This is a genomic window from Streptomyces lonarensis (assembly GCF_012033735.1).
GTDB lineage: Bacteria > Actinomycetota > Actinomycetes > Streptomycetales > Streptomycetaceae > Streptomyces > Streptomyces lonarensis.
Window position 1 is genome coordinate 1 of record NZ_JAAVJD010000093.1, and the last position, 20,217, is coordinate 20,217.

A 20,217-nucleotide genomic window follows, 5' to 3' on the forward strand; every position below is an offset into this window, starting at 1 on the left:
TCGCAGGCCCGCGCCGCGGGCGAGCACGCCCCCCGACCGGCCGCTGCCCGCGCCGGTGCCGCGGCCGCGGGCCGGGAGCGGCCCCCCGTGAGGGACCGCGTACCCGCCGGTGGCGGCCCGCCACCCGGCGAACAGCGGTCCCGCGACCGGGACCGGCGCGACCGCTCGGGGCAGTCGGCACGCCGGCGGCCGCCGCGCGGCGCGGGCGGCGAGCCCCCTGCCCGCCCGCCCACCCTGCTGACGTCCTGGGTGGCCCGCTTCCAGCGGGCCTGGGACCGCCCCCTGACGGCCTACTACGTCGTCCTGGGCACCTCGCTGCTGATCATCCTGCTCGGCCTGGTGATGGTCTTCTCGTCGTCCCAGATCCAGGCGCTGCGCAACAGCCTCCCCGCGACGTACTTCTTCCAGAAGCAGTTGGTGGCCGCGGTCATCGGCGGCGTGCTGATGGTGCTGGCCGCGCGGATGCAGGTGAAGCTGCTGCGAGCGCTGACCTACCCGTTCCTCGCCGTCTCCATCGTGCTGCTGATCGCGGTGCAGATCCCGGGCATCGGCGTCGAGATCAACGGCAACACCAACTGGATCTCCGTCGGCGGTCCGTTCATGCTCCAGCCGAGTGAGTTCGCCAAGCTGGCGCTGCTGCTCTGGGGCGCGGACCTGCTCGCACGCAAGGGCGAGCGCGGCACCCTGGACCAGTGGCGCCACCTCCTGGTGCCGCTCATCCCCGGCGGGCTGCTGGTCTGCGGCCTGATCATGGTCGGCGGGGACATGGGGACCGTGATGATCCTCGTCGCCATCGTCTTCGGCCTGCTCTGGCTCGCCGGCGCCCCGACCAGGCTGTTCGTCGGCGTCCTCGGCGCGACGGTGGCGATCGGCGCGGTCTTCATGGCCACCGCCGCCCACCGCATGGAGCGGCTCTCCTGCGTCATGGCCTCCGACCCGGGGCCGGGCGACGAGTGCTGGCAGGCCGCCCACGGCATCTACGCCCTCGCCTCCGGCGGGTGGTTCGGATCAGGCCTGGGGGCGAGCGTGGAGAAATGGGGCGAACTCCCCGAACCACACACGGACTTCATCTTTGCCATCACAGGGGAGGAGCTCGGCCTCGCAGGGACGCTGTCCGTCCTCGGCCTCTTCGCCGCTCTAGGCTATGCGGGTATCCGCGTGGCCGGACGCACGGAGGACCCGTTCGTCAGGTATGCCGCGGGAGGGATCACCACCTGGCTGATGGCGCAGGTCGTCATCAACATCGGTGCGGTGCTCGGGCTGCTGCCCATCGCCGGCGTCCCCCTCCCGCTGTTCTCCTACGGAGGGTCCGCGCTGCTGCCCACGATGTTCGCCGTCGGACTGCTGATCGCCTTCGCGCGCAGCGATCGGGCGGCGCGGGCGGCGCTGGCCACGCGGCGGCGCCCGGACGGCAGGAGGCCGGCCGGGCTGGGTTGGACGTCGAAGAGGCGGCGCGAGGTGAACGCGTCGTCCGGAGAGCGGTGAAATTCGGTGCATGTCGTACTCGCAGGCGGAGGGACCGCCGGTCACATCGAGCCCGCGCTCGCCCTCGCGGACGCCCTGCGCAGGCAGGACCCCTCCGTGGGGATCACGGCGCTCGGCACGGAGCGGGGCCTGGAGACCCGTCTCGTGCCCGAACGCGGCTACGAGCTGGCGCTGATTCCCGCCGTGCCGCTACCGCGGAAGCCGACCCCGGAACTGATCACCGTTCCCGGCCGGCTGCGCGGTACGGTCAAGGCGGCCGAGGACGTCCTGGAGCGCACCAAGGCGGACTGCGTCGTCGGGTTCGGCGGCTACGTCGCGATGCCGGCCTACCTGGCCGCCAAGCGGCGCGGTGTGCCCATCGTCGTCCACGAGGCCAACGCCCGCCCGGGGCTGGCCAACAAGATCGGCGCCCGCTACACCAAGCACGTCGCGGTCTCCACCCCGGACAGCAAGCTCCGCCACGCCCGGTACGTGGGCATCCCGCTGCGCCGTTCGATCGCCACCCTGGACCGGATGGCGGTCCGTCACGAGGCGCGCGCCGCCTTCGGTCTGGACGCCGCCCCGCCGACGCTCCTGGTCTCCGGCGGCTCGCAGGGCGCCCGGCGACTGAACGAGGTCATCGAGTCGGTCGCGCCGGCCCTCCAGCGCTCCGGCGTCCAGGTCCTGCACGCGGTCGGCCCCAAGAACGACCTGCCGCGCCCCGACAACATGCCGGGCATGCCCCCCTACGTGCCGGTACCGTATGTGGACCGGATGGACCTCGCCTACGCCGCCGCCGACATGATGCTCTGCCGTGCGGGTGCGATGACCGTCGCCGAGCTCTCCGCTGTCGGACTGCCCGCCGCCTACGTGCCGCTGCCCATCGGCAACGGCGAACAGCGGCTCAACGCGCAGCCGTTGGTGAAGGCCGGCGGTGGCGTGATCGTCGACGACGCCGACCTCACCGCCGACTGGGTGCGGGAGAACGTCCTTCCGGTGCTGACCGACCCCGGGCGACTGCACGCGATGTCGCGCGCCGCCGCCGAGTTCGGCCGGCCCGACGCCGACGAGCTGCTCGTCGGCATGGTGTACGAGGCGATCGCTGCGCGACAGGCGTAGCCGTCGCCCCAACAGGCAGGAGCCAGGCGCGTGGCCGGACCGGTGAGGACCGCGGAGCGGGACGAGGAGCGGGAACCGCTCGACACCGGCTCCGGCGCGCCCGGGCCCCCGCCGCCCACGCGGCGCTCCCGTCGCCCCGGCCGCGGCCTGCTCGTGGCCCTGCTGGTGCTGGGGGTCGCCGCGGGCGGGTTCGGCGTCTGGGCGCTGTACGGCTCCCAGTGGCTGCGGGTGGAGAAGGTCTCGGTCGACTGGACCGGAGGTCCGCGGCAGCTGGAGCGGGCCGAGATCCAGGAGGCGGCCGCCGTGCCGCTGGGCGCCCCGATGGCGGCGCTCGACAAGGGCGCCGTCCGGCAGCGCGTGCTGGAGACGCTGCCGCGTGCCGGGGATGTGGAGGTGGTGCGCGCCTGGCCGAACGGGGTGGGGCTGAAGGTCACCGAGCGGGAGGCCGAGGTGCTCGTCCCCGACCCGGAGGGGTTCATCGAAGTCGACCCCGAGGGCGTCGCGTTCGCCCTCGTCCCCGACGCGATCGAGGGCGTTCCGCTGCTGGAGATGGAACTGGACTCCGGCGCCGGCCTGCGCCGATTCGGCGAGGACCGCATCCGACTGGGGGCGGTGGGTGTCGTCTCGTCACTCCCCGCAGACGTGCGGGAGCAGACCGAGGTGGTGCGCGTCCGCTCCTGGGACGCCGTGCTGCTGGAGCTGGCGGACGGGCGTACCGTGCTGTGGGGCAGCCCCGACGAACCCGAGGCCAAGGCCACCGCGTTGACCGCGGTGATGAAAGCCGTCCCCGAGGCCCGGCACTTCGACGTGACTGTTCCCAGCTCCCCGGCCGCGGAGTCGGGTTGACGCCCAACCAGGTGTTTGCTGACGTCATCGACGCTGGTCAACCCCCGGGTTGGCGAAGACGGCGCGTGATCACATAGGGTGAAAAGAAAAGCGGGAGGCCCGGCGTGTTCGTTGAACGCGCACCGCTTGTCGACTTAGTGTCCGTTCCAGGAATCCCAGGAATGACAAGCACAGGTAACCCTAAACTTGGGCTTTAGGGTTCGGGTCGGGCCTTCTCCCGTCCCAACGGCATCAGTCGCGCTCCGCGAGCAGACGCGGACGACGACACGTAACTCGAGGCGAGAGGCCTTCGACGTGGCAGCACCGCAGAACTACCTCGCAGTCATCAAGGTCGTCGGCATCGGCGGCGGCGGCGTCAACGCCATCAACCGGATGATTGAGGTCGGTCTCAAGGGTGTCGAGTTCATCGCCATCAACACGGACGCCCAGGCGCTCCTGATGAGCGATGCCGACGTCAAGCTGGACGTCGGCCGGGAACTCACCCGCGGGCTCGGCGCCGGAGCCAACCCCGACGTCGGCCGCAAGGCGGCCGAGGACCACCGCGAGGAGATCGAGGAGGTCCTCAAGGGGGCCGACATGGTCTTCGTCACCGCGGGGGAGGGCGGCGGCACCGGCACCGGTGGCGCCCCGGTCGTCGCGAACATCGCCCGCACCTTGGGGGCGCTCACCATCGGTGTGGTGACCCGGCCGTTCACGTTCGAGGGCCGCCGCCGCGCCAACCAGGCCGAGGACGGCATCGCCGCGCTGCGCGACGAGGTCGACACCCTCATCGTCATCCCGAACGACCGGCTGCTGTCGATCTCCGACCGCCAGGTCAGCGTGCTGGACGCCTTCAAGTCCGCGGACCAGGTGCTGCTCTCCGGTGTGCAGGGCATCACCGACCTCATCACCACGCCCGGGCTGATCAACCTCGACTTCGCCGACGTGAAGTCCGTCATGTCCGAGGCGGGCTCGGCGCTCATGGGCATCGGTTCGGCCCGCGGTGACGACCGCGCGGTGGCCGCGGCCGAGATGGCGATCTCCTCGCCGCTGCTGGAGGCGTCCATCGACGGCGCCCGCGGCGTGCTCCTCTCCATCTCCGGCGGCTCGGACCTCGGTCTCTTCGAGATCAACGAGGCCGCGCAGCTGGTGAGCGAGGCCGCCCACCCCGAGGCGAACATCATCTTCGGCGCCGTCATCGACGACGCGCTCGGCGACGAGGTGCGGGTCACCGTGATCGCCGCCGGGTTCGACGGCGGTCAGCCGCCGGCGCGCAACCGCGAGAAGGCACTGACGGGCTTCGGCGGCCGTGAGGACACCGCCCCCGCCGAGCGCCCCGCGCCGGAGCCGGAGCCCGAGCGCCCCGCCTTCGGTGGTCTCGGCGCGCTGCCGCCGCGCGAGGAGGAGAAGCCGGCCGAGCCGGCCCCCGCGCCGAAGGCGGAGTCTCCGCTCTCGCCGCCCCAGGTACCCTCGGCCCGACCCTACGAGGGCGGTCCGGCGGAGGAGCTGGACGTCCCCGACTTCCTGAAGTGACGCCTTCGGGCTGACACTTCCCGACTCGGTTCCCGTGGGGCCGGAGGGAACGCGAGACGGTGATAGCACAGCAGTACTCGACGGGCGGCGCACACTTCGCCTTCACCGACAGGTGGGGCGGGGTGAGCGCCGCTCCGTACGAGCAGCTCAACCTCGGCGGGGCGGTCGGGGACGACCCCGGGGCCGTCGCCGCCAACCGGTCGCGCGCCGCGGCGGCGCTGGGGCCCACCGCCGGCCCGGTGGTCTGGATGAACCAGGTCCACGGTGCGGACGTCGCGGTCGTCGACGGCCCGTGGCCCGGTGATGCGGCCGCGGTCGACGGCCTGGTTACCGCCGTGCCCGGCGTGGTGCTCGCCGTGCTCACCGCCGACTGCACCCCTGTACTGCTGGCCGACCCGGTGGCCCGGGTCGCCGGTGCGGCCCATGCCGGCCGTCCCGGGCTGGCCGCCGACGTGGTGGGCGTGACGCTGGAGGCGATGGCGGGGCTCGGCGCCGATCCGGCGCGGGTGGTCGCGCGTACCGGCCCCTCCGTCTGCGGCGACTGCTACGAGGTGCCCGCCGCGCTGCGGGACGAGGTCGAGGCGCTGGTCCCGGGGACCGCGACGGAGACCTCCTGGGGGACGCCCGCCATCGACATCCCCGCGGGGGTGCGCTCGCAGCTGCTGGCGCGCGGCGTGCGGGACGTGGTGCTCTCGCCGGTGTGCACGCGGGAGTCGCCCGACCACTTCTCCTACCGGCGCGACCGGACCACCGGTCGACTCGCCGGCTACGTCTGGACCGGTGGTGACCGTGGCTGAGCCGTCGGCGGGACAGGAGGAGCGGGACCGCTCCGGTGAACTCCGCGCGTCGCTCGCGCGGGTGGAGGCGCGGATCGCGCGCGCGTGCGAGGCCGCGGGGCGGGACCGCGCGGAGGTCACGCTGATCGTGGTCACCAAGTTCTGGCCCGCCTCCGACGTTCGGCTGCTCGCCGACCTCGGGGTACGGGACGTGGCGGAGAACCGGGACCAGGAGGCCGCGGCGAAGGCCGCCGACTGCGCCGGCCTCCCGCTCCGCTGGCACTTCGTCGGCCAGCTGCAGACCAACAAGGCCCGCTCGGTGCTGGAGTACGCGGAGTTCGTGCACTCGGTGGACCGGCCGCGACTGGTCCGGGCGCTGTCGGCCGCCGCCGAGCAGCGCGGCGGTCCCGAGGTGGCGGCGCTGGTGCAGGTGGCGTTGGAGAAGGAAGGGGAGGGCGGGGGTGCCGGGCGCGGCGGTGTGGCGCCCGGGGACGTCCGAGGGCTCGCGGAGCAGATCGTGCGCGCCCCCGGGCTCCGGTTCGCCGGGTTGATGACCGTCGCACCGCTGGAGGGGGCGTACGCCGGGCGTCCGGCGGCCGCCTTCGAGCGCGTGGCGGAATTGTCAAGGAGCCTGCGGGTGGAGGCTCCTGCTGCCACCATGGTGTCCGCGGGTATGAGTGCTGATCTGGAAGAGGCGATCGCTGCCGGTGCGACACACGTACGTGTCGGCAGTGCGGTACTCGGAGTCCGCCCCCCGCTCCGGTAACGTCGCCAATCAAGTCGGACTACAGCCGAAAATATGGTGATTCCCGGATAAACGGGCATACACCAGGAACCCGGCCCCGAGAGTCGGAGCCGGTCCACCACCGAGCGGAGGACGCAGCGATGGCTGGCGCGATGCGCAAGATGGCGGTCTACCTCGGCCTCGTGGAGGACGACGGCTACGACCGTCAGGGCTACGGCCCCGATGACGATTTCGAGCCGGAGCCGGAACCGGAGCGAGGACGACGGCAGCAGAGCCATGAACCGGAGCGGCGCGAGCCCCCGGAGGAGCCGGTGGCGCGGGTGGTGCATCCCCCGGCGCAGCGGGAGCGCGAGCCGGAGCCCGCTCCGGTCTCCCTGATGACAGACAGCCGCCGAGCCGGGAGGATCGCTCCCGTGTCTTCCATCACATCCGAACGCCCGAGCCTGGAGAAGAGTGCGCCGGTGATCATGCCCAAGGTCGTGTCGGAGCGGGAGCCGTACCGGATCACGACTCTGCATCCTCGGACCTACAACGAGGCCCGTACCATCGGGGAACACTTCCGCGAGGGCACCCCGGTGATCATGAACCTGACGGAGATGGACGACACCGACGCGAAGCGACTTGTCGACTTTGCTGCTGGTCTGGTCTTCGGGCTTCATGGCAGCATCGAGCGCGTGACACAGAAGGTCTTCCTGCTGTCGCCTGCTAACGTCGATGTAACGGCGGAGGACAAGGCCCGCATCGCCGAGGGCGGGTTCTTCAACCAGAGCTGACGGGTACACCGTCGAGAGAGGCCCGGCCGACCGGCCGGGCGGAACACAGGGGAGAGGGAAAGAGCCACGATGGGCACCGTATGGGGCGTGGTCTACGTCGTCCTGTATTGCTTCCTTTTCGTCCTGTTGTTCCGGCTGGTGATGGACTACGTCTTCATGTTCGCCCGCTCGTGGCAGCCGGGTAAGGCGATGGTGGTGGCGCTCGAGGGCGCCTACACCGTCACCGATCCGCCGCTGAAGGCGTTGAGGAAGGTCATCCCGCCGTTGCGCTTCGGGGGCGTGACGCTCGATCTGTCCTTCTTCGTACTCATGATCATCGTTTACATCCTGATCAACGTCGTGGCTGGACTGCTGTGAACCAGTACCTTCCAGTCGATATGCCGACGACTCACGTTGAGGTGAAGAGATGCCGTTGACCCCCGAGGACGTGCGGAACAAGCAGTTCACGACCGTCCGGCTGCGCGAAGGCTACGACGAGGACGAGGTCGATGCCTTCCTCGACGAGGTCGAGGCCGAACTGACCCGGCTCCTGCGGGAGAACGAGGATCTGCGGGCCAAGCTCGCGGCAGCCACGCGCGCCGCGGCACAGAACCAGCAGAACATGCGCAAACCCGACCCCCAGGAGCGGCCGGGCGGCCCGCCGGCCATATCCGGTCCGCAGGGCGGCCACCAGCAGGGTGGTCCGCAGCAGGGTCACCAGCAGGGCCACCAGCAGGGCGGCCCCCCGCAGGGACACCAGCAGGGCGGTCCGCAGCAGGGCCATCAGCAGGGTCACCAGCAGGGCGGCCCCATGGGCGGTCCGCCGCAGCTGCCCGCCGGCCCCGGTGGGCACGGCGGTCCCATGGGTCACCCCGGTGGTCCGCAGCAGGGCCACCCCGGTGGTCCCGGCGGTCCGCAGGGTCACATGGGCGGCCCCGGCGGTCACCCCGGTGGTCCGCAGCAGGGCCACCCCGGTGGTCCCGGCGGCCCGCAGGGTCACATGGGCGGCCCCGGCGGTCACCCCGGTGGTCCGCAGCAGGGCCACCTCGGTGGTCCCGGCGGCCCCGGTGGTCCGCAGCAGGGTCACCCCGGTGGTCCCGGTGGTCCGCTCGGCATGCCGCCCCAGCAGCAGCAGGGCGGCAACGAGTCCGCCGCGCGTGTGCTGTCGCTGGCGCAGCAGACCGCCGACCAGGCGATCGCGGAGGCCCGTTCCGAGGCCAACAAGATCGTCGGTGAGGCGCGCAGCCGTGCCGAGGGCCTGGAGCGGGACGCCCGCGCCAAGGCCGACGCGCTGGAGCGGGACGCGCAGGAGAAGCACCGCGTGGCGATGGGCTCGCTGGAGTCCGCTCGCGCCACGTTGGAGCGCAAGGTCGAGGACCTGCGCGGCTTCGAGCGCGAGTACCGCACCCGCCTGAAGTCCTACCTGGAGAGCCAGCTGCGCCAGCTGGAGAGCCAGTCGGACGACTCGCTGGCTCCGCCGCGCACCCCGTCCGCGCCGTCGCTGCCGGCCTCGCCGAGCCCGTCGATGGCCTCGGCCGGTGCCCCGTCGCCCGGTGGCGGTGGCCACCAGTCGATGGGCGGTCCCAGCGGTGGTCCGATGATGGGCGGCGGTCCCAACGGGCCGGGCGGGCAGTCCTCGTACGGCGGCCAGCAGCAGATGGCCCCGGCGATGACCCAGCCGATGTCCCCGGTGCGGCCGCAGGCGCCGCAGCCGGTGCAGCAGGCGCCGTCGCCGATGCGCGGCTTCCTCATCGACGAGGACGACAACTGAGCACCGACGGCTGACGCCGGAGGCAGCAGTTCGCAGGGGCGGGGCCCGGACTCGTGAAGAGTCCGGGCCCCGCCCCTGTGTCGTGCCCGGGAAGTGGGGCGGCCCGGCGGCCGCGCCACCTCCCGGGGGGTGTCGCTCAGCCCTCGTGGCGGCGCAGACGGAACGTCAGCCCCAGGGCCTCGTCCCGGAACTCCTCACCGAAGCCGTCCTCGCCGCTGGCGTCGCCCTCGGCCAGGTCGGCGGCGAGCACCTCGCCGGCGACCAGCGCCTGGTGGTCGGCGAGAGCCCTGGCCAGTTCCTCCTCGGTGGCGCGCCAGCGGACGGCGATCCGGTCGGCCACGTCCAGGCCGCTGTTCTTCCGCGCCTCCTGGACGAGCCGGATCACGTCGCGCGCCAGACCGGCGCGGCGCAGCTCCGGGGTGATCTCCAGGTCCAGCGCGACGGTGGCGCCCGGGTCGGACGCCACCGACCAGCCCTCGCGGGGAGTCTCGGTGATGATGACCTCCTCCGGCGACAGCGCGACGTGCTCGCCGTCGACGGACACCGCGGCGGTGCCGGCGCGCAGCGCCGCCGACAGCTCGGCGGCGTCGGCCGCCGCGATGGCGGAGGCGACGGCCTGGGTCCCCTTGCCGAACCGGCGGCCCAGCGCACGGAAGTTGCCCTTGGCGGTGGTGTCGACCAGGGAGCCGCCCATCTCGGAGAGCGAGGCCAGGGCCGCGACGTTCAGCTCCTCGGCGACCTGCTCCCGCAGGTCGTCGCCGAGCAGTTCGAACCCCTGCGCGGCGACCAGCGCGCGGGAGAGCGGCTGCCGGGTCTTGACCCCCGACTCCGCCCGGGTGGCGCGGCCCAGCTCGACGAGGCGCCGCACCAGCAGCATGTCCTGCGACAGCTCCGGGTCGACCAGCGACTCGTCCGGCACCGGCCAGCTGGAGAGGTGCACCGAGTCGGGCGCGCCCGGCGTCACCGGGACCACCAGGTCCTGCCACACCCGTTCGGTGATGAACGGCACCAGCGGCGCCATCATCTGCGTGACGGCGACCAGGGTGTCGTGGAGGGTCCGCAGTGCGGCGCGGTCGCCCTGCCAGAAGCGGCGGCGGGACCGGCGGACGTACCAGTTGGAGAGGTCGTCGACGAAGGTCGACAGCAGCTTGCCCGCGCGCTGGGTGTCGTAGCTCTCCAGCGCGGTGGTGACCATGCCGTTGAGGGCGTGCAGTTCGCTCAGCAGCCAGCGGTCCAGCAGCGGCCGCTCCGCCGGTGCCGGGTCCGCCTCGGAGGGGGACCAGTCGCAGGTGCGGGCGTAGAGCGCCTGGAAGGCGACGGTGTTCCAGTAGGTCAGCAGCGTCTTGCGCACCACCTCCTGGATGGTGCCGTGGCCGACCCGCCGGGCGGCCCAGGGCGAGCCGCCGGCGGCCATGAACCAGCGGACGGCGTCCGCGCCGTGCTGCTCCATCAGCGGCATCGGCTCCAGGATGTTGCCCAGCGACTTCGACATCTTGCGGCCGTCCTCGGCCAGGATGTGCCCGAGGCAGACGACGTTCTCGTACGCGGAGCGGTCGAACAGCAGGGTGCCGACCGCCATCATCGTGTAGAACCAGCCGCGGGTCTGGTCGATCGCCTCGGAGATGAACTGCGCGGGGTAGCGCTGCTCGAAGAGCTCCTTGTTGCGGTGCGGGTACCCCCACTGCGCAAACGGCATCGACCCGGCGTCGTACCAGCAGTCGATGACCTCCGGCACCCGGGTGGCGGTGAGCGAGCAGCCCTCGGCGGTGCAGCCGAAGGTGACCTCGTCGATGTAGGGGCGGTGCGGGTCGAGCGCCGACTGGTCGGTGCCGGTCAGCTCGCTCAGCTCGGCCAGCGAGCCGATGACGGTGAGGTGGTCGTCCTCGCAGCGCCAGACGGGCAGCGGCGTCCCCCAGTACCGGTTGCGGGAGAGAGCCCAGTCCACGTTGTTGTTGAGCCAGTCCCCGAAGCGGCCGTGCTTGACCGACTCCGGGGTCCAGGTGGTCCGCTCGTTCTCGCGGAGCAGCGCGTCCTTGATCCGGGTGGTGCGGATGTACCAGGAGGGCTGCGCGTAGTAGAGGAGCGCGGTGTGGCACCGCCAGCAGTGCGGGTAGCTGTGCTCGTAGGCGACGTGGCGGAAGAGCAGGCCCCGGGCGTCGAGGTCCGCGACCAGCGCCTCGTCGGCCTTCTTGAAGAAGACGCCGCCGACCAGCTCCAGCTCCTCGGCGAAGGTGCCGTCGCCGCGGACCGGGTTGACCACCGGCAGGCCGTAGCCGCGGCAGGTCCGCAGGTCGTCCTCGCCGAAGGCGGGGGCCTGGTGGACCAGGCCGGTGCCGTCCTCGGTGGTCACGTAGTCGGCGAGGACCACGAAGTGCGCGGCCGGCGCCTCGGCGTCGAAGGCGACCAGGTCGAACGGGCGCCGGTAGCTCCAGCGCTCCATCTCGGCGCCGGTGAAGGACCGGCCCGTGGCGGTCCACCCCTCGCCCAGCGCCTTCTCCAGCAGGTTCTCGGCGACGACCAGCCGCTCCTCGCCGTCGGTGGCCTCGACGTAGGTGACCTCGGGGTGGGCGGCGACGGCGGTGTTGGAGACCAGGGTCCACGGGGTGGTGGTCCAGATCAGCAGCGACGCCTCGCCCGCCAGCGGCCCGGAGGTCAGCGGCATCCGCACGAAGACGGAGGGGTCGACGACCGACTCGTACCCCTGCGCCAGTTCGTGGTCGGAGAGGCCGGTGCCGCAGCGGGGGCACCAGGGGGCGACCCGGTGGTCCTGGGAGAGCAGGCCCTTGCCGTGGATCTCCTTCAGCGACCACCAGACCGACTCGATGTACTGCGGGTCCATGGTCCGGTAGGCGTCGTCGAGGTCGACCCAGTAGCCCATGCGGCGGGTCAGCTCGGCGAAGGCGTCGGTGTGGCGGGTCACCGAGGCGCGGCAGGCGTCGTTGAACTCGGCGATGCCGTACGCCTCGATGTCCTTCTTGCCGCTGAAGCCCAGCTCCCGCTCGACGGCGAGCTCCACCGGCAGGCCGTGGCAGTCCCAGCCGGCCTTGCGGGCGACGTGGTAGCCGCGCATCGTCCGGAAGCGGGGGAAGACGTCCTTGAAGACCCGCGCCTCGATGTGGTGGGTGCCCGGCATGCCGTTGGCGGTGGGCGGACCCTCGAAGAACACCCACTCCGGGCGGCCCTGGGCCTGCTCCATGGAGCGGACGAAGGTCTTGTTCTCCTGCCAGAAGTCGAGCACCTCGTGCTCGAGGGCGGGCAGGTCCACCTGCGCGGGCACCGCGCGGTACCTGGGCTTGGGGTCTGACGACATCGGGGGCATCCTCCGGCGGGACGTGACGCGTTCCGTCGGAGGGACGAGACAACCGCGCCGTGCGGCGCGCGTCCCGCGGTACCACCCTCCTTGGCGGCGATCTGCCGGTGCAGTCCACCACCCGCTCAGTTGGGTCAGCGCTGCCGGTTCTACTGACCCCCGGCTGGGGGCGTTCCTCCGGCGGCTCGGGGGTGATCTTCGCGCCGCGCCTGCCCCCGGGCTTCCACCGTCCCCGGGTCGCTGCGGCCGCTGACGACGCTACTCGTCCCCGTCGTTGCCTCTCGCTGCCGCCCAGTGTACGGCGGTCGGGCGGCGGCCTCGACCCGGTTGCCGGGCGCCGGGGCCGCGGTGGTGGCTCGAGCGGCCGTCCGGCGCGCCCACGTTGCCGCACGGCCTGTGCCGATTTATCGTTCCCGTCACGATACGCGCGCGATGTCACGCTATGTGGAAGGGGCGCGGCCATGGTGGCGAACGACGACTCCGCCGCCCGGAGAGCGGTGGCGAAGAAGGCGGCGAAGAAGGCCTCCGGCACCGGTCGGCCGGTGGCCTCCGCCGCGGGCTCGGCCACCGCGGCGGAACGCAGCCAGGCTCGCCGGGCGACCGCCCGCGCCGCCGCTGACCACGACGCGGCGGGTCCCTTGCCGGACGCCCCTGAGCGGACCGCCGCGGACGGTTCCGACCGGGGTGACACCGCGGGAGCGACGCCGGCCGGTCGCGCGACGCGGAAGAAGGCCGCGAAACGGACGGCGGGACGGCAGCCTGCCGCCCGCGGCGGCGCGGCACGGGGCCCCGTGCCCACCGCCGCCGAGCATGCGAAGCAGCCCAGTGGGAAGCCGGTGGGCAAGGCGGCGAAAGGCGCCGCGGAGAAGGCCGCCGCGGGCCGCGCGCCGGTAAGGGCGCCCGGTGGGGCCGCCGCCCGCAAGGCGGTCGGGAAGGCAGCCGAGCGCAAAGGTGCGCCCCGCGCCGCCGGCTCCGGTCCGGAAGCACCCGGGGACGACAGCGCGACCACGACAGGGCGGGCCGCCGACGGCGCCCCGGACGAGCAGACAGGAGCCGAACAGGTGGCTGCGGAGAAGACGACGCTGGCGGGCTCGGGCGAGCCCGCACCGGAGAGCCCGGTCGATCCGGCCGACCTCGCCGTCCGGCCCGGGGAGGACCCGTGGACGGCCGAGGAGGTGAAGGAGGCGCGCGCGGAGCTGACCGCGGACGCCGCACGGCTCAGCGAGGAGATCGACGCGACGCAGCAGGCGCTGACCGGCCTGATGCGGGACTCCGGCGACGGCGCCGGCGACGACCAGGCGGACATGGGGACCAAGAACGTCACCCGCGAGCACGAGATGGCGCTCGCCGGCAACTCCCGCGAGATGCTCCGGCAGACCAGGCGGGCGCTCGCCCGGCTGGAGGCCGGCACCTACGGGGTCTGCGAGAACTGCGGCCAACCCATCGGGAAGGCCCGGATGCAGGCGTTCCCCCGCGCCACGCTCTGCGTCGCGTGCAAGCAGCGGCTGGAGCGACGCTCCTGAGAGCGGGTGCGAGACAACGCGCCGGATCGGCTCGCCGGGTCGGATGCGGTCAGCTGCACGGCGGAGGCGCGCTCGCACAGCAGGTCGTTCGCGGGCGTCCCCGGCGACGCGGCAGCCAGCCGTAACCTCCGTCGCGGGCCCGGCGCGGGGTCTCGCACCCGCTCTGAGCCCTGCGGGGCGGGCGTGACCCGCCCCGCGGACACCGCCCGGCAGGCGGTGCGGAGCTGCCAACCGTGGCTGGGGACCGCCCGGGGCGGTGCCGTACTCTCGTTCACGTGAAAGAGGCGGAGCGGACCATTGACACACCGGACGAGCCCCGAGGTTCGGGCCCCGAGGAGCGCCCGGCGCCCGCGCCCGGCGACGCCGAGCGGGCCGAGGACGCGGACGGGGCGGTGACCACCCCGCCGGCGGACGGCCGGGGAGACGCCGAGCGGTCCGCCCCCGCCGGTGCGGACGCCACCGACGGCCCGGGGGCCGCCTCCGAGGGGACCGCCACGGCCGGACGCGGCCGCCGGCGGATCGGCGTGCTCGCCGCCGTCGCCGTCACCGCCTTCGTCCTCGACCTGATCACCAAGATCTGGACCGTGGAGTGGCTGGAGGGCCGGGAGCCCGTCCAGATCGTGGGGGAGTGGCTCCAGTTCGAGGCGGTCCGCAACAGCGGCGCCGCCTTCGGCATGGGACAGGCCCTGACGGTCGTCTTCACCTGCATCGCGACCGTCGTGGTCATCGTCATCCTGCGGCTGGCGCGCAAGCTCTACAGCGCGCCGTGGGCGGTGGCGCTCGGCCTGCTGCTCGGCGGCGCCCTCGGCAACCTCGCCGACCGCATCTTCCGGGCCCCGGGCGTCTTCCAGGGCGCGGTCGTGGACTTCATCTCGCCCAAGCACTTCGCCGTCTTCAACCTCGCCGACTCCGCCATCGTCTGCGGCGGCATCCTCATCGTGCTGCTCTCCTTCCGCGGCCTCGACCCGGACGGCACCGTCCATCGGGACGACGACGAGAAGGGCGACGAGGGCGACGACGAGAAGAAGGAGCAGCCCGTCGCGGAGAGCCCCGCGACCGAGGCCCCAGGGGCGGCCACCGCACAGGGCGGCGAGCCGCCCGCCGAGGACGCGGGCCCGGACGACGCGGGTCCCCGCAAGCGCTGACGCCCCCGCGCGGCCAGGCCCACCGCGACGGCCCCCGCTCCGCCCTCCCCGGGCGGGGACGGGGGCCGCTCCGCGTCCGGCGGTCCGCCCCCGTCCCCGCCCGGGGGCGGGAGGGCGCGCTCCGTCCGTCATACTCGGTCTGGTGAGCACCCTTCCCGAGACCCGGACCCTGCCCGTACCCGACGGCCTGGAGGGGGAGCGCGTCGACGCCGCCCTCGCCCGGATGCTCGGCTTCTCCCGTACCAAGGCGGCCGAGCTGGCCGCGGCCGGCAAGGTCCGGCTGGACGGCGCCGAGGTCGGCAAGTCCGAGCGGGTAACCGGTGGCTCGTGGCTGGAGGTCGAGATGCCCGCCCCGGCCGCGCCGGTGCAGATCGTGGCGGAGCCGGTCGAGGGCATGGTCATCGTGCACGACGACGACGACCTGGTCGTCATCTCCAAGCCGGTCGGGGTGGCGGCGCACCCCAGCCCCGGCTGGCGCGGCACCACCGTCATCGGCGGCCTCGCCGCCGCCGGCTACCGGATCTCGACCTCCGGCGCAGCCGAGCGCCAGGGCGTGGTCCACCGCCTGGACGTCGGCACCTCCGGGCTGATGGTCGTCGCCAAGTCCGAGCGCGCCTACTCCCACCTCAAGCAGCAGTTCCGGGAGCGGACCGTCGAGAAGCGGTACCACGCGCTGGTCCAGGGCCACCCCGACCCGATGAGCGGCACCATCGACGCCCCCATCGGCCGCCACCCCAACCACGACTGGAAGTGGGCCGTCACCGCCGAGGGGAAGCCCTCGGTCACCCACTACGACCTGATCGAGGCGTTCCGCGCCGCCAGCCTGCTCGACATCAAGTTGGAGACGGGCCGCACCCACCAGATCCGCGTCCACATGTCCGCGCACCGCCATCCCTGCGTCGGCGACCTGACCTACGGCGCGGACCCCACGCTGGCGGCGCGGCTGAAGCTGGAACGGCAGTGGCTGCACGCCGTCCGCCTCGGATTCACCCACCCCGGTGACGGCCAGTGGGTGGAATTCACCAGCGAGTACCCCGAAGACCTGCGCCACGCCCTGGAGACGGTGCGGGAGGACTCCGCCTGAGCCGAGGATCAGCGCCATGGACCAGCTGACCCTGCTCTTCGCGCTGCTGCTCGGCGCGGTGGTGATCGTGCCCCTCGGCGACCGGCTGCGGCTGCCGCCGCCGGTGCTCATGACGCTCTTCGGCGCGGCGCTGGCGATACTCCCGTTCGTGCCGGACGTGGAGGTCCCGCCCGAGTACATCCTGCCGCTGGTGCTGCCGCCGCTGCTGTACGCGGCGGTGCAGCGCACCTCCTGGCGGGAGTTCACCACCAACGTCCGCCCGATCCTGCTGCTCGCCGTCGCGCTGGTCTTCGTCACCACGGCCGCGGTGGCCGCCGTCGCCCACGCCGTGGTGCCGGGGCTCCCGCTGGCCGGCGCGGTGGCGCTCGGCGCGCTGGTCGCCCCGCCCGACCCGGTGGCGGCGACGGCGGTGGCGGGGAAGCTGGGCCTGCCGCGCCGCATGGTGTCGATCCTGGAGGGCGAGGGGCTCTTCAACGACGTCACCGCCATCACGCTCTACCACGTGGCGATCGCCGCGGCGGTGACGGGAACGTTCTCCGTGACGCTGGCCGCCGCCGAGCTGGTGCTGTCGGCGGCGGTCGCCGTCGCCGTCGGCATCCTCCTCGGCTGGGGCGCCTCCCGTCTGATGCCGCTGCTGGGCGACGCGACCCTTGCGACGGGGCTGACGCTGCTGGTGCCGTTCGCCTCCTACAGCGTCGCCGAGGAACTCTCCGGCTCCGGGGTGCTCGCGGTGCTGGTGACGGCGCTGTTCCTCGCCGAGCACGCCGCCGACCCCGACGACGTGGCGGGCCGCCTCACCGGCCACAGCTTCTGGTCGGTGGTGGACACCCTGGTGACCGGCGTCGCCTTCGGGTTGATCGGCCTGGAGGTCCACGCCGTCCTGGAGACCTCCCGCGACCGGCTGGGCGCGCTGCTGCCGGCGGCGCTGCTGGTGCTCGCCACCGTCGTCCTGGTCCGGCTGCTGTGGCTGGCCCCGGCCGCCTGGCTCACCCGGCGGCTGGGCCGAGGTGCGGACAGCGGTGAGGAGATCCCGCTGGGGTGGCGGGAGACCGTCGTCATGTGGTGGGCCGGGATGCGGGGCGTCGCCTCCGTGGCGCTGGCACTGGCGGTGCCGCTGACGGTCGACTCCGGCGCTGACTTCCCCGGACGTGACGCCATCGTCTTCGTCGCCTTCGTGGTGGTGCTGGGCACCCTCGTCATCCAGGGCCTCACCCTGCCGTGGCTGACCGGGCGGCTCGGTGTGGCCTCCGACGGCAGCGGGGAGCAGGCCCAGGAACGGGCGCTGGCCGTGCGGGTCGCCACCGCCTGCCGGGCGCGGCTGCGGGAGCTGGAGGCGCAGGGCCGGGTCTCGGGGGACGCCGCCGAGCGCATGGCGCAGCGCGCCCACGAGATGGCATGGCTGATCTCGCCGCAGCTGGCCGACGAGGAGCGCCGCGAGCAGGTCGCCGACCGGTTGCAGCGGGCCCGGGAACTCCACGAGCTGCGCGGCGAGATGCTGTCGGCGGCTCGGCGCGCCGTCCTCGACGCCCGCACCGAGCCGGGGATGACGCCGGAGGTCGCCGACCGGGTGCTGCGGCAGCTCGACCGCGGGAGCCTCTGGCACCGGCGCGAGAGCTGACCGCCCGGGGCCGGTGCGCCGGCCCCGGACACGCCCTGAAACCCGCTGATCACCGGATGCCTCCTCCTCGGGGCGTCTCCTCCTCAGGGAGGAGGCCGCTGTGCCGAAAGGTCGCAACCCCGGTGTGTGCCTGCGCGCGATGTGTCCGGGGCGCCCCGGCGGCGAGGGTGGAACCACGCCGACGGGCGAGGTGGGAGGACCGGCCTCCCGGCCCCCGAGGCGCCCCTTCCCCATGAGCAGGAGAGCGTTCGTGAACCCCGCCGAGACCATCCCCGTACCGCCCCCGGCGCCGCGCCGCCGTACGCGCCCCGGCCGCCGGGCCCGCGTCGTCCTGCCCGCGCTGGCCGCACTCGCGGCGGTCACCGTCGGCGGCTGCGCCGCGTCCGCGCCGGAGACGGCGACCCCCGCACCGCGGGCCCAGGCGCCGGCGGCCGCCGAGCTGACCGAGTCCGACGTCGCCGCCTGGCTCGACGGCTTCCTTCCCGCCGCCCTGGAGAACACCGCCATCCCCGGCGCCACGGTGAGCGTCGTCCACGACGGTGAGCTGCTCGCCGCCCGCGGCTACGGCTGGGCCGACACCGGCGTGGACGGCGACCGCACCGCCGTCGACCCCGAGGAGACGCTGTTCCGCGTCGGCTCCGTCTCCAAGCTGTTCACCGCCACCGCCGTGATGCAGCTGGTCGAGGCCGGCGAGCTGGAACTCGACACCCCCGTCGCGGAGTACGTCGACTTCCCCGTCCCCCACGCCTTCGACACCGAGGTGACGCTGCGCCATCTCCTCACCCACACCCCCGGGTTCGAGGAGCGCGTCGCCGGCATGATCGAGATGGACGGCGACGCCCCCGACCTGCGGGCCCACCTCGCGACCGACCCGCCGGAGCAGGTCTACCGGCCGGGCACGGTCCCCGCCTACTCCAACTACGGCAGCGCGCTGGCGGGCCATGTCGTCGAGCAGGTCAGCGGCGTCCCGTTCGACGCGTACGTCGCCGAGCACATCCTCGACCCGCTCGACATGGACTCCTCCACCTTCACCCAGCCGCTCCCCGAGGAGCTGCGCGACCGGATGGCGGCGGGGTACACCAGCACCGACGCCGAGGAGTCCGCGCCGTTCGAGGTGGTGGTGGCCGCCCCCGCCGGCGCACTGACCGCCTCCGCCACCGACATGGCCCGGTTCATGCTCGCCCACCTGGGCGAACTCGACGGCGACGCCGCCCTCCTCGCCGACGACACCCGCGCGCTGATGCACGCCCCCGGCCTCGACCACGAGACCCTCGGCACCCTCGCCGACGGGCCGCGCATGACGCTCGGCTTCTTCGAGGAGGACCGCAACGGCCACCGCGTCCTCGGCCACGGCGGCGACACCAACGTCTTCCACTCCCACCTCCAGCTCTACCCCGACCACGGCACCGGCGTCTTCGTCTCCGTCAACGGCGGCGGCGCCGACGACCTCGACAGCCTCCGGCTGCGCGAATCGCTCCTCGCCGGCTTCGCCGACCGCTACCACCCGGCCGACGACACCGCCGCCGACAGCCCGGCCGGGACGGAGACCGCCGTCGAGCACGCCGCCCTCGCGGAGGGCACCTACGGCTCCTCGCGCTCCATGCACTCCACCTTCCTCGCGGTGCTGGGCCCGCTGGGCGACCAGACGCGGATCGTCGCCCGGGAGGACGGCACCATCCTGGTGACGCCCGGCCCGGAGACCATGACCCCCACCGTCTACGAGGAGATCGAGCCCTGGGTGTGGCGCGAGGTCGACGGTCAGCGGACGCTCACCATGCGGGTGGAGGACGACAAGGTCACCGCCATCGGCTACGCCGGGGCGTTCGCGCTGCTCCCCGTCGACGGCGTACGTGACGGCGGCTTCGCCCTGCCGCTGGTCATCGGCTCCGTCGTGCTGCTGCTGGGCGCGGCTTTGTCGTGGCCCGTCGCACCGCTGGTCCGCCGGCGCCTGGCGCTCGGCGCCCGGGACCGGTCCGGGGCCGTCGCCCGCGTCCTCACCCGGGTCGGCACCGGCCTCGCGCTGCTGGCGCTGGCCGGCTGGTTCCTCGCCCTCAACGCCGTCATGCAGTTCGCCGCCGTCCCCACGGCACTGCTCGCCGTGCTGCTCGCCGCGCAGTGGGCCGGGGTCCTCGCCCTGGTACCGGCCGGGATGGTCGTCATCGACGACATCCGCCGGCGCTCCGGCTGGCGGCGCGTGCTGGCGAGCACCCTGGTGCTGCTGGGCCTGGCCGGGGTCGCCGCCTTCGCCGGACTGTTCGGGCTGCTCTCCTTCGACCTGACGTACTGACGTACTGACGTACTGACGACCTGAGGTACCGACGGGCCGGCGTACCGGCGGGCAGGCGGGCGGACCCGCTCGCCCCGCTCACCGGCCGGCCCGCCGCCCACCCCCCCGGTGCCCGGGCCGGGGCCTCTCGGGGGCGGCACGCCACCCGCCCCACCGGCCGGTTGACTCGGTGCTGGTCATGCCCCACAGCGTGCGGCGACCGGACCATGGCCCACATCGTGTTCATGGATGATCGTCGTGTACGACGAAGGATGCAGGCGGGTGC

The 20,217-nt window shown here is 73.4% G+C and carries 14 protein-coding genes and 1 pseudogene; 14 read left to right on the forward strand and 1 reads right to left on the reverse strand.

Translation table 11 applies throughout. From position 1 onward, the window contains the following. The 9 genes from ftsW to HCN56_RS13465 form a co-directional block, all read left to right on the forward strand. Nucleotides 1-1,485: putative lipid II flippase FtsW (gene ftsW / locus HCN56_RS13425; protein ID WP_245246510.1), on the forward strand; the 1,485-nt coding region annotated here is incomplete at its 5' end. A 6-nt stretch (nt 1,486-1,491) separates the two neighbouring features. Next, nucleotides 1,492-2,583: an undecaprenyldiphospho-muramoylpentapeptide beta-N-acetylglucosaminyltransferase gene (gene murG, locus HCN56_RS13430; RefSeq protein WP_167970750.1), complete on the forward strand. Its 1,092-nt coding sequence runs from the start codon at nt 1,492-1,494 to the stop codon at nt 2,581-2,583. A gap of 30 nt (nt 2,584-2,613) precedes the next feature. Continuing rightward, nucleotides 2,614-3,429: a cell division protein FtsQ/DivIB gene (locus HCN56_RS13435; protein ID WP_167970752.1), complete on the forward strand. Its 816-nt coding sequence runs from the start codon at nt 2,614-2,616 to the stop codon at nt 3,427-3,429. A 294-nt stretch (nt 3,430-3,723) separates the two neighbouring features. Next, nucleotides 3,724-4,941, forward strand: a complete 1,218-nt coding sequence (gene ftsZ, locus HCN56_RS13440) for a cell division protein FtsZ (protein ID WP_167970754.1) — start codon at nt 3,724-3,726, stop codon at nt 4,939-4,941. 59 nt (nt 4,942-5,000) lie between these two features. Continuing rightward, nucleotides 5,001-5,738: a peptidoglycan editing factor PgeF gene (gene pgeF / locus HCN56_RS13445; RefSeq protein ID WP_167970756.1), complete on the forward strand. Its 738-nt coding sequence runs from the start codon at nt 5,001-5,003 to the stop codon at nt 5,736-5,738. Then, nucleotides 5,731-6,483: a YggS family pyridoxal phosphate-dependent enzyme gene (locus tag HCN56_RS13450; protein WP_167970758.1), complete on the forward strand. Its 753-nt coding sequence runs from the start codon at nt 5,731-5,733 to the stop codon at nt 6,481-6,483. Before pgeF ends, HCN56_RS13450 begins: the two co-directional genes overlap by 8 nt. A 119-nt stretch (nt 6,484-6,602) precedes the next feature. Beyond that, nucleotides 6,603-7,235, forward strand: coding sequence for a cell division protein SepF (locus HCN56_RS13455; RefSeq protein ID WP_167970760.1), 633 nt, complete (start codon nt 6,603-6,605; stop codon nt 7,233-7,235). A 69-nt stretch (nt 7,236-7,304) separates the two neighbouring features. Next, nucleotides 7,305-7,592 (forward strand): YggT family protein, encoded by a 288-nt coding sequence (locus tag HCN56_RS13460; protein ID WP_167933858.1) that lies wholly within the window; start codon nt 7,305-7,307, stop codon nt 7,590-7,592. Nucleotides 7,593-7,641: 49 nt separating this feature from the next. Further along, entirely contained in the window at nt 7,642-8,985 is a 1,344-nt protein-coding gene (locus HCN56_RS13465; RefSeq protein ID WP_167970762.1) for a DivIVA domain-containing protein, read from the forward strand. A 136-nt stretch (nt 8,986-9,121) separates the two neighbouring features. Here the strand turns inward: HCN56_RS13465 and ileS are convergent, their stop codons facing one another. After that, entirely contained in the window at nt 9,122-12,295 is a 3,174-nt protein-coding gene (ileS, locus tag HCN56_RS13470) for an isoleucine--tRNA ligase (protein ID WP_167970764.1), read from the reverse strand. A gap of 461 nt (nt 12,296-12,756) precedes the next feature. Between ileS and HCN56_RS13475 the strand changes: the two genes are divergently transcribed. From HCN56_RS13475 to HCN56_RS13495, 5 genes and pseudogenes are all read left to right on the forward strand, one after another. Continuing rightward, nucleotides 12,757-13,818 (forward strand): TraR/DksA C4-type zinc finger protein, encoded by a 1,062-nt coding sequence (locus HCN56_RS13475; RefSeq protein ID WP_167970766.1) that lies wholly within the window; start codon nt 12,757-12,759, stop codon nt 13,816-13,818. Nucleotides 13,819-14,093: 275 nt separating this feature from the next. After that, nucleotides 14,094-14,807, forward strand: a pseudogene (gene lspA, locus HCN56_RS13480) (signal peptidase II); the annotation flags it as partial. 298 nt (nt 14,808-15,105) lie between these two features. Next, entirely contained in the window at nt 15,106-16,047 is a 942-nt protein-coding gene (locus HCN56_RS13485; protein WP_167970770.1) for an RluA family pseudouridine synthase, read from the forward strand. A gap of 16 nt (nt 16,048-16,063) precedes the next feature. Next, the gene (locus HCN56_RS13490) at nt 16,064-17,665 is read left to right on the forward strand and encodes a Na+/H+ antiporter (protein WP_167970772.1); all 1,602 of its coding nucleotides are present in this window, start codon (nt 16,064-16,066) and stop codon (nt 17,663-17,665) included. 250 nt (nt 17,666-17,915) lie between these two features. Next, nucleotides 17,916-19,952, forward strand: a complete 2,037-nt coding sequence (locus tag HCN56_RS13495) for a serine hydrolase domain-containing protein (protein ID WP_209312690.1) — start codon at nt 17,916-17,918, stop codon at nt 19,950-19,952. Nucleotides 19,953-20,217 lie beyond the last annotated feature (265 nt).

Coding starts and splice junctions, on each gene's coding strand:
- HCN56_RS13455 (WP_167970760.1), top strand. CDS start 6,603: ATGGCTGGCGCGATGCGCAAGATGGCGGTCTACCTCGGCCTCGTGGAG.
- HCN56_RS13460 (WP_167933858.1), top strand. CDS start 7,305: ATGGGCACCGTATGGGGCGTGGTCTACGTCGTCCTGTATTGCTTCCTT.
- HCN56_RS13465 (WP_167970762.1), top strand. CDS start 7,642: ATGCCGTTGACCCCCGAGGACGTGCGGAACAAGCAGTTCACGACCGTC.
- ileS (WP_167970764.1), bottom strand. CDS start 12,295: ATGTCGTCAGACCCCAAGCCCAGGTACCGCGCGGTGCCCGCGCAGGTG.
- HCN56_RS13475 (WP_167970766.1), top strand. CDS start 12,757: ATGGTGGCGAACGACGACTCCGCCGCCCGGAGAGCGGTGGCGAAGAAG.
- HCN56_RS13490 (WP_167970772.1), top strand. CDS start 16,064: ATGGACCAGCTGACCCTGCTCTTCGCGCTGCTGCTCGGCGCGGTGGTG.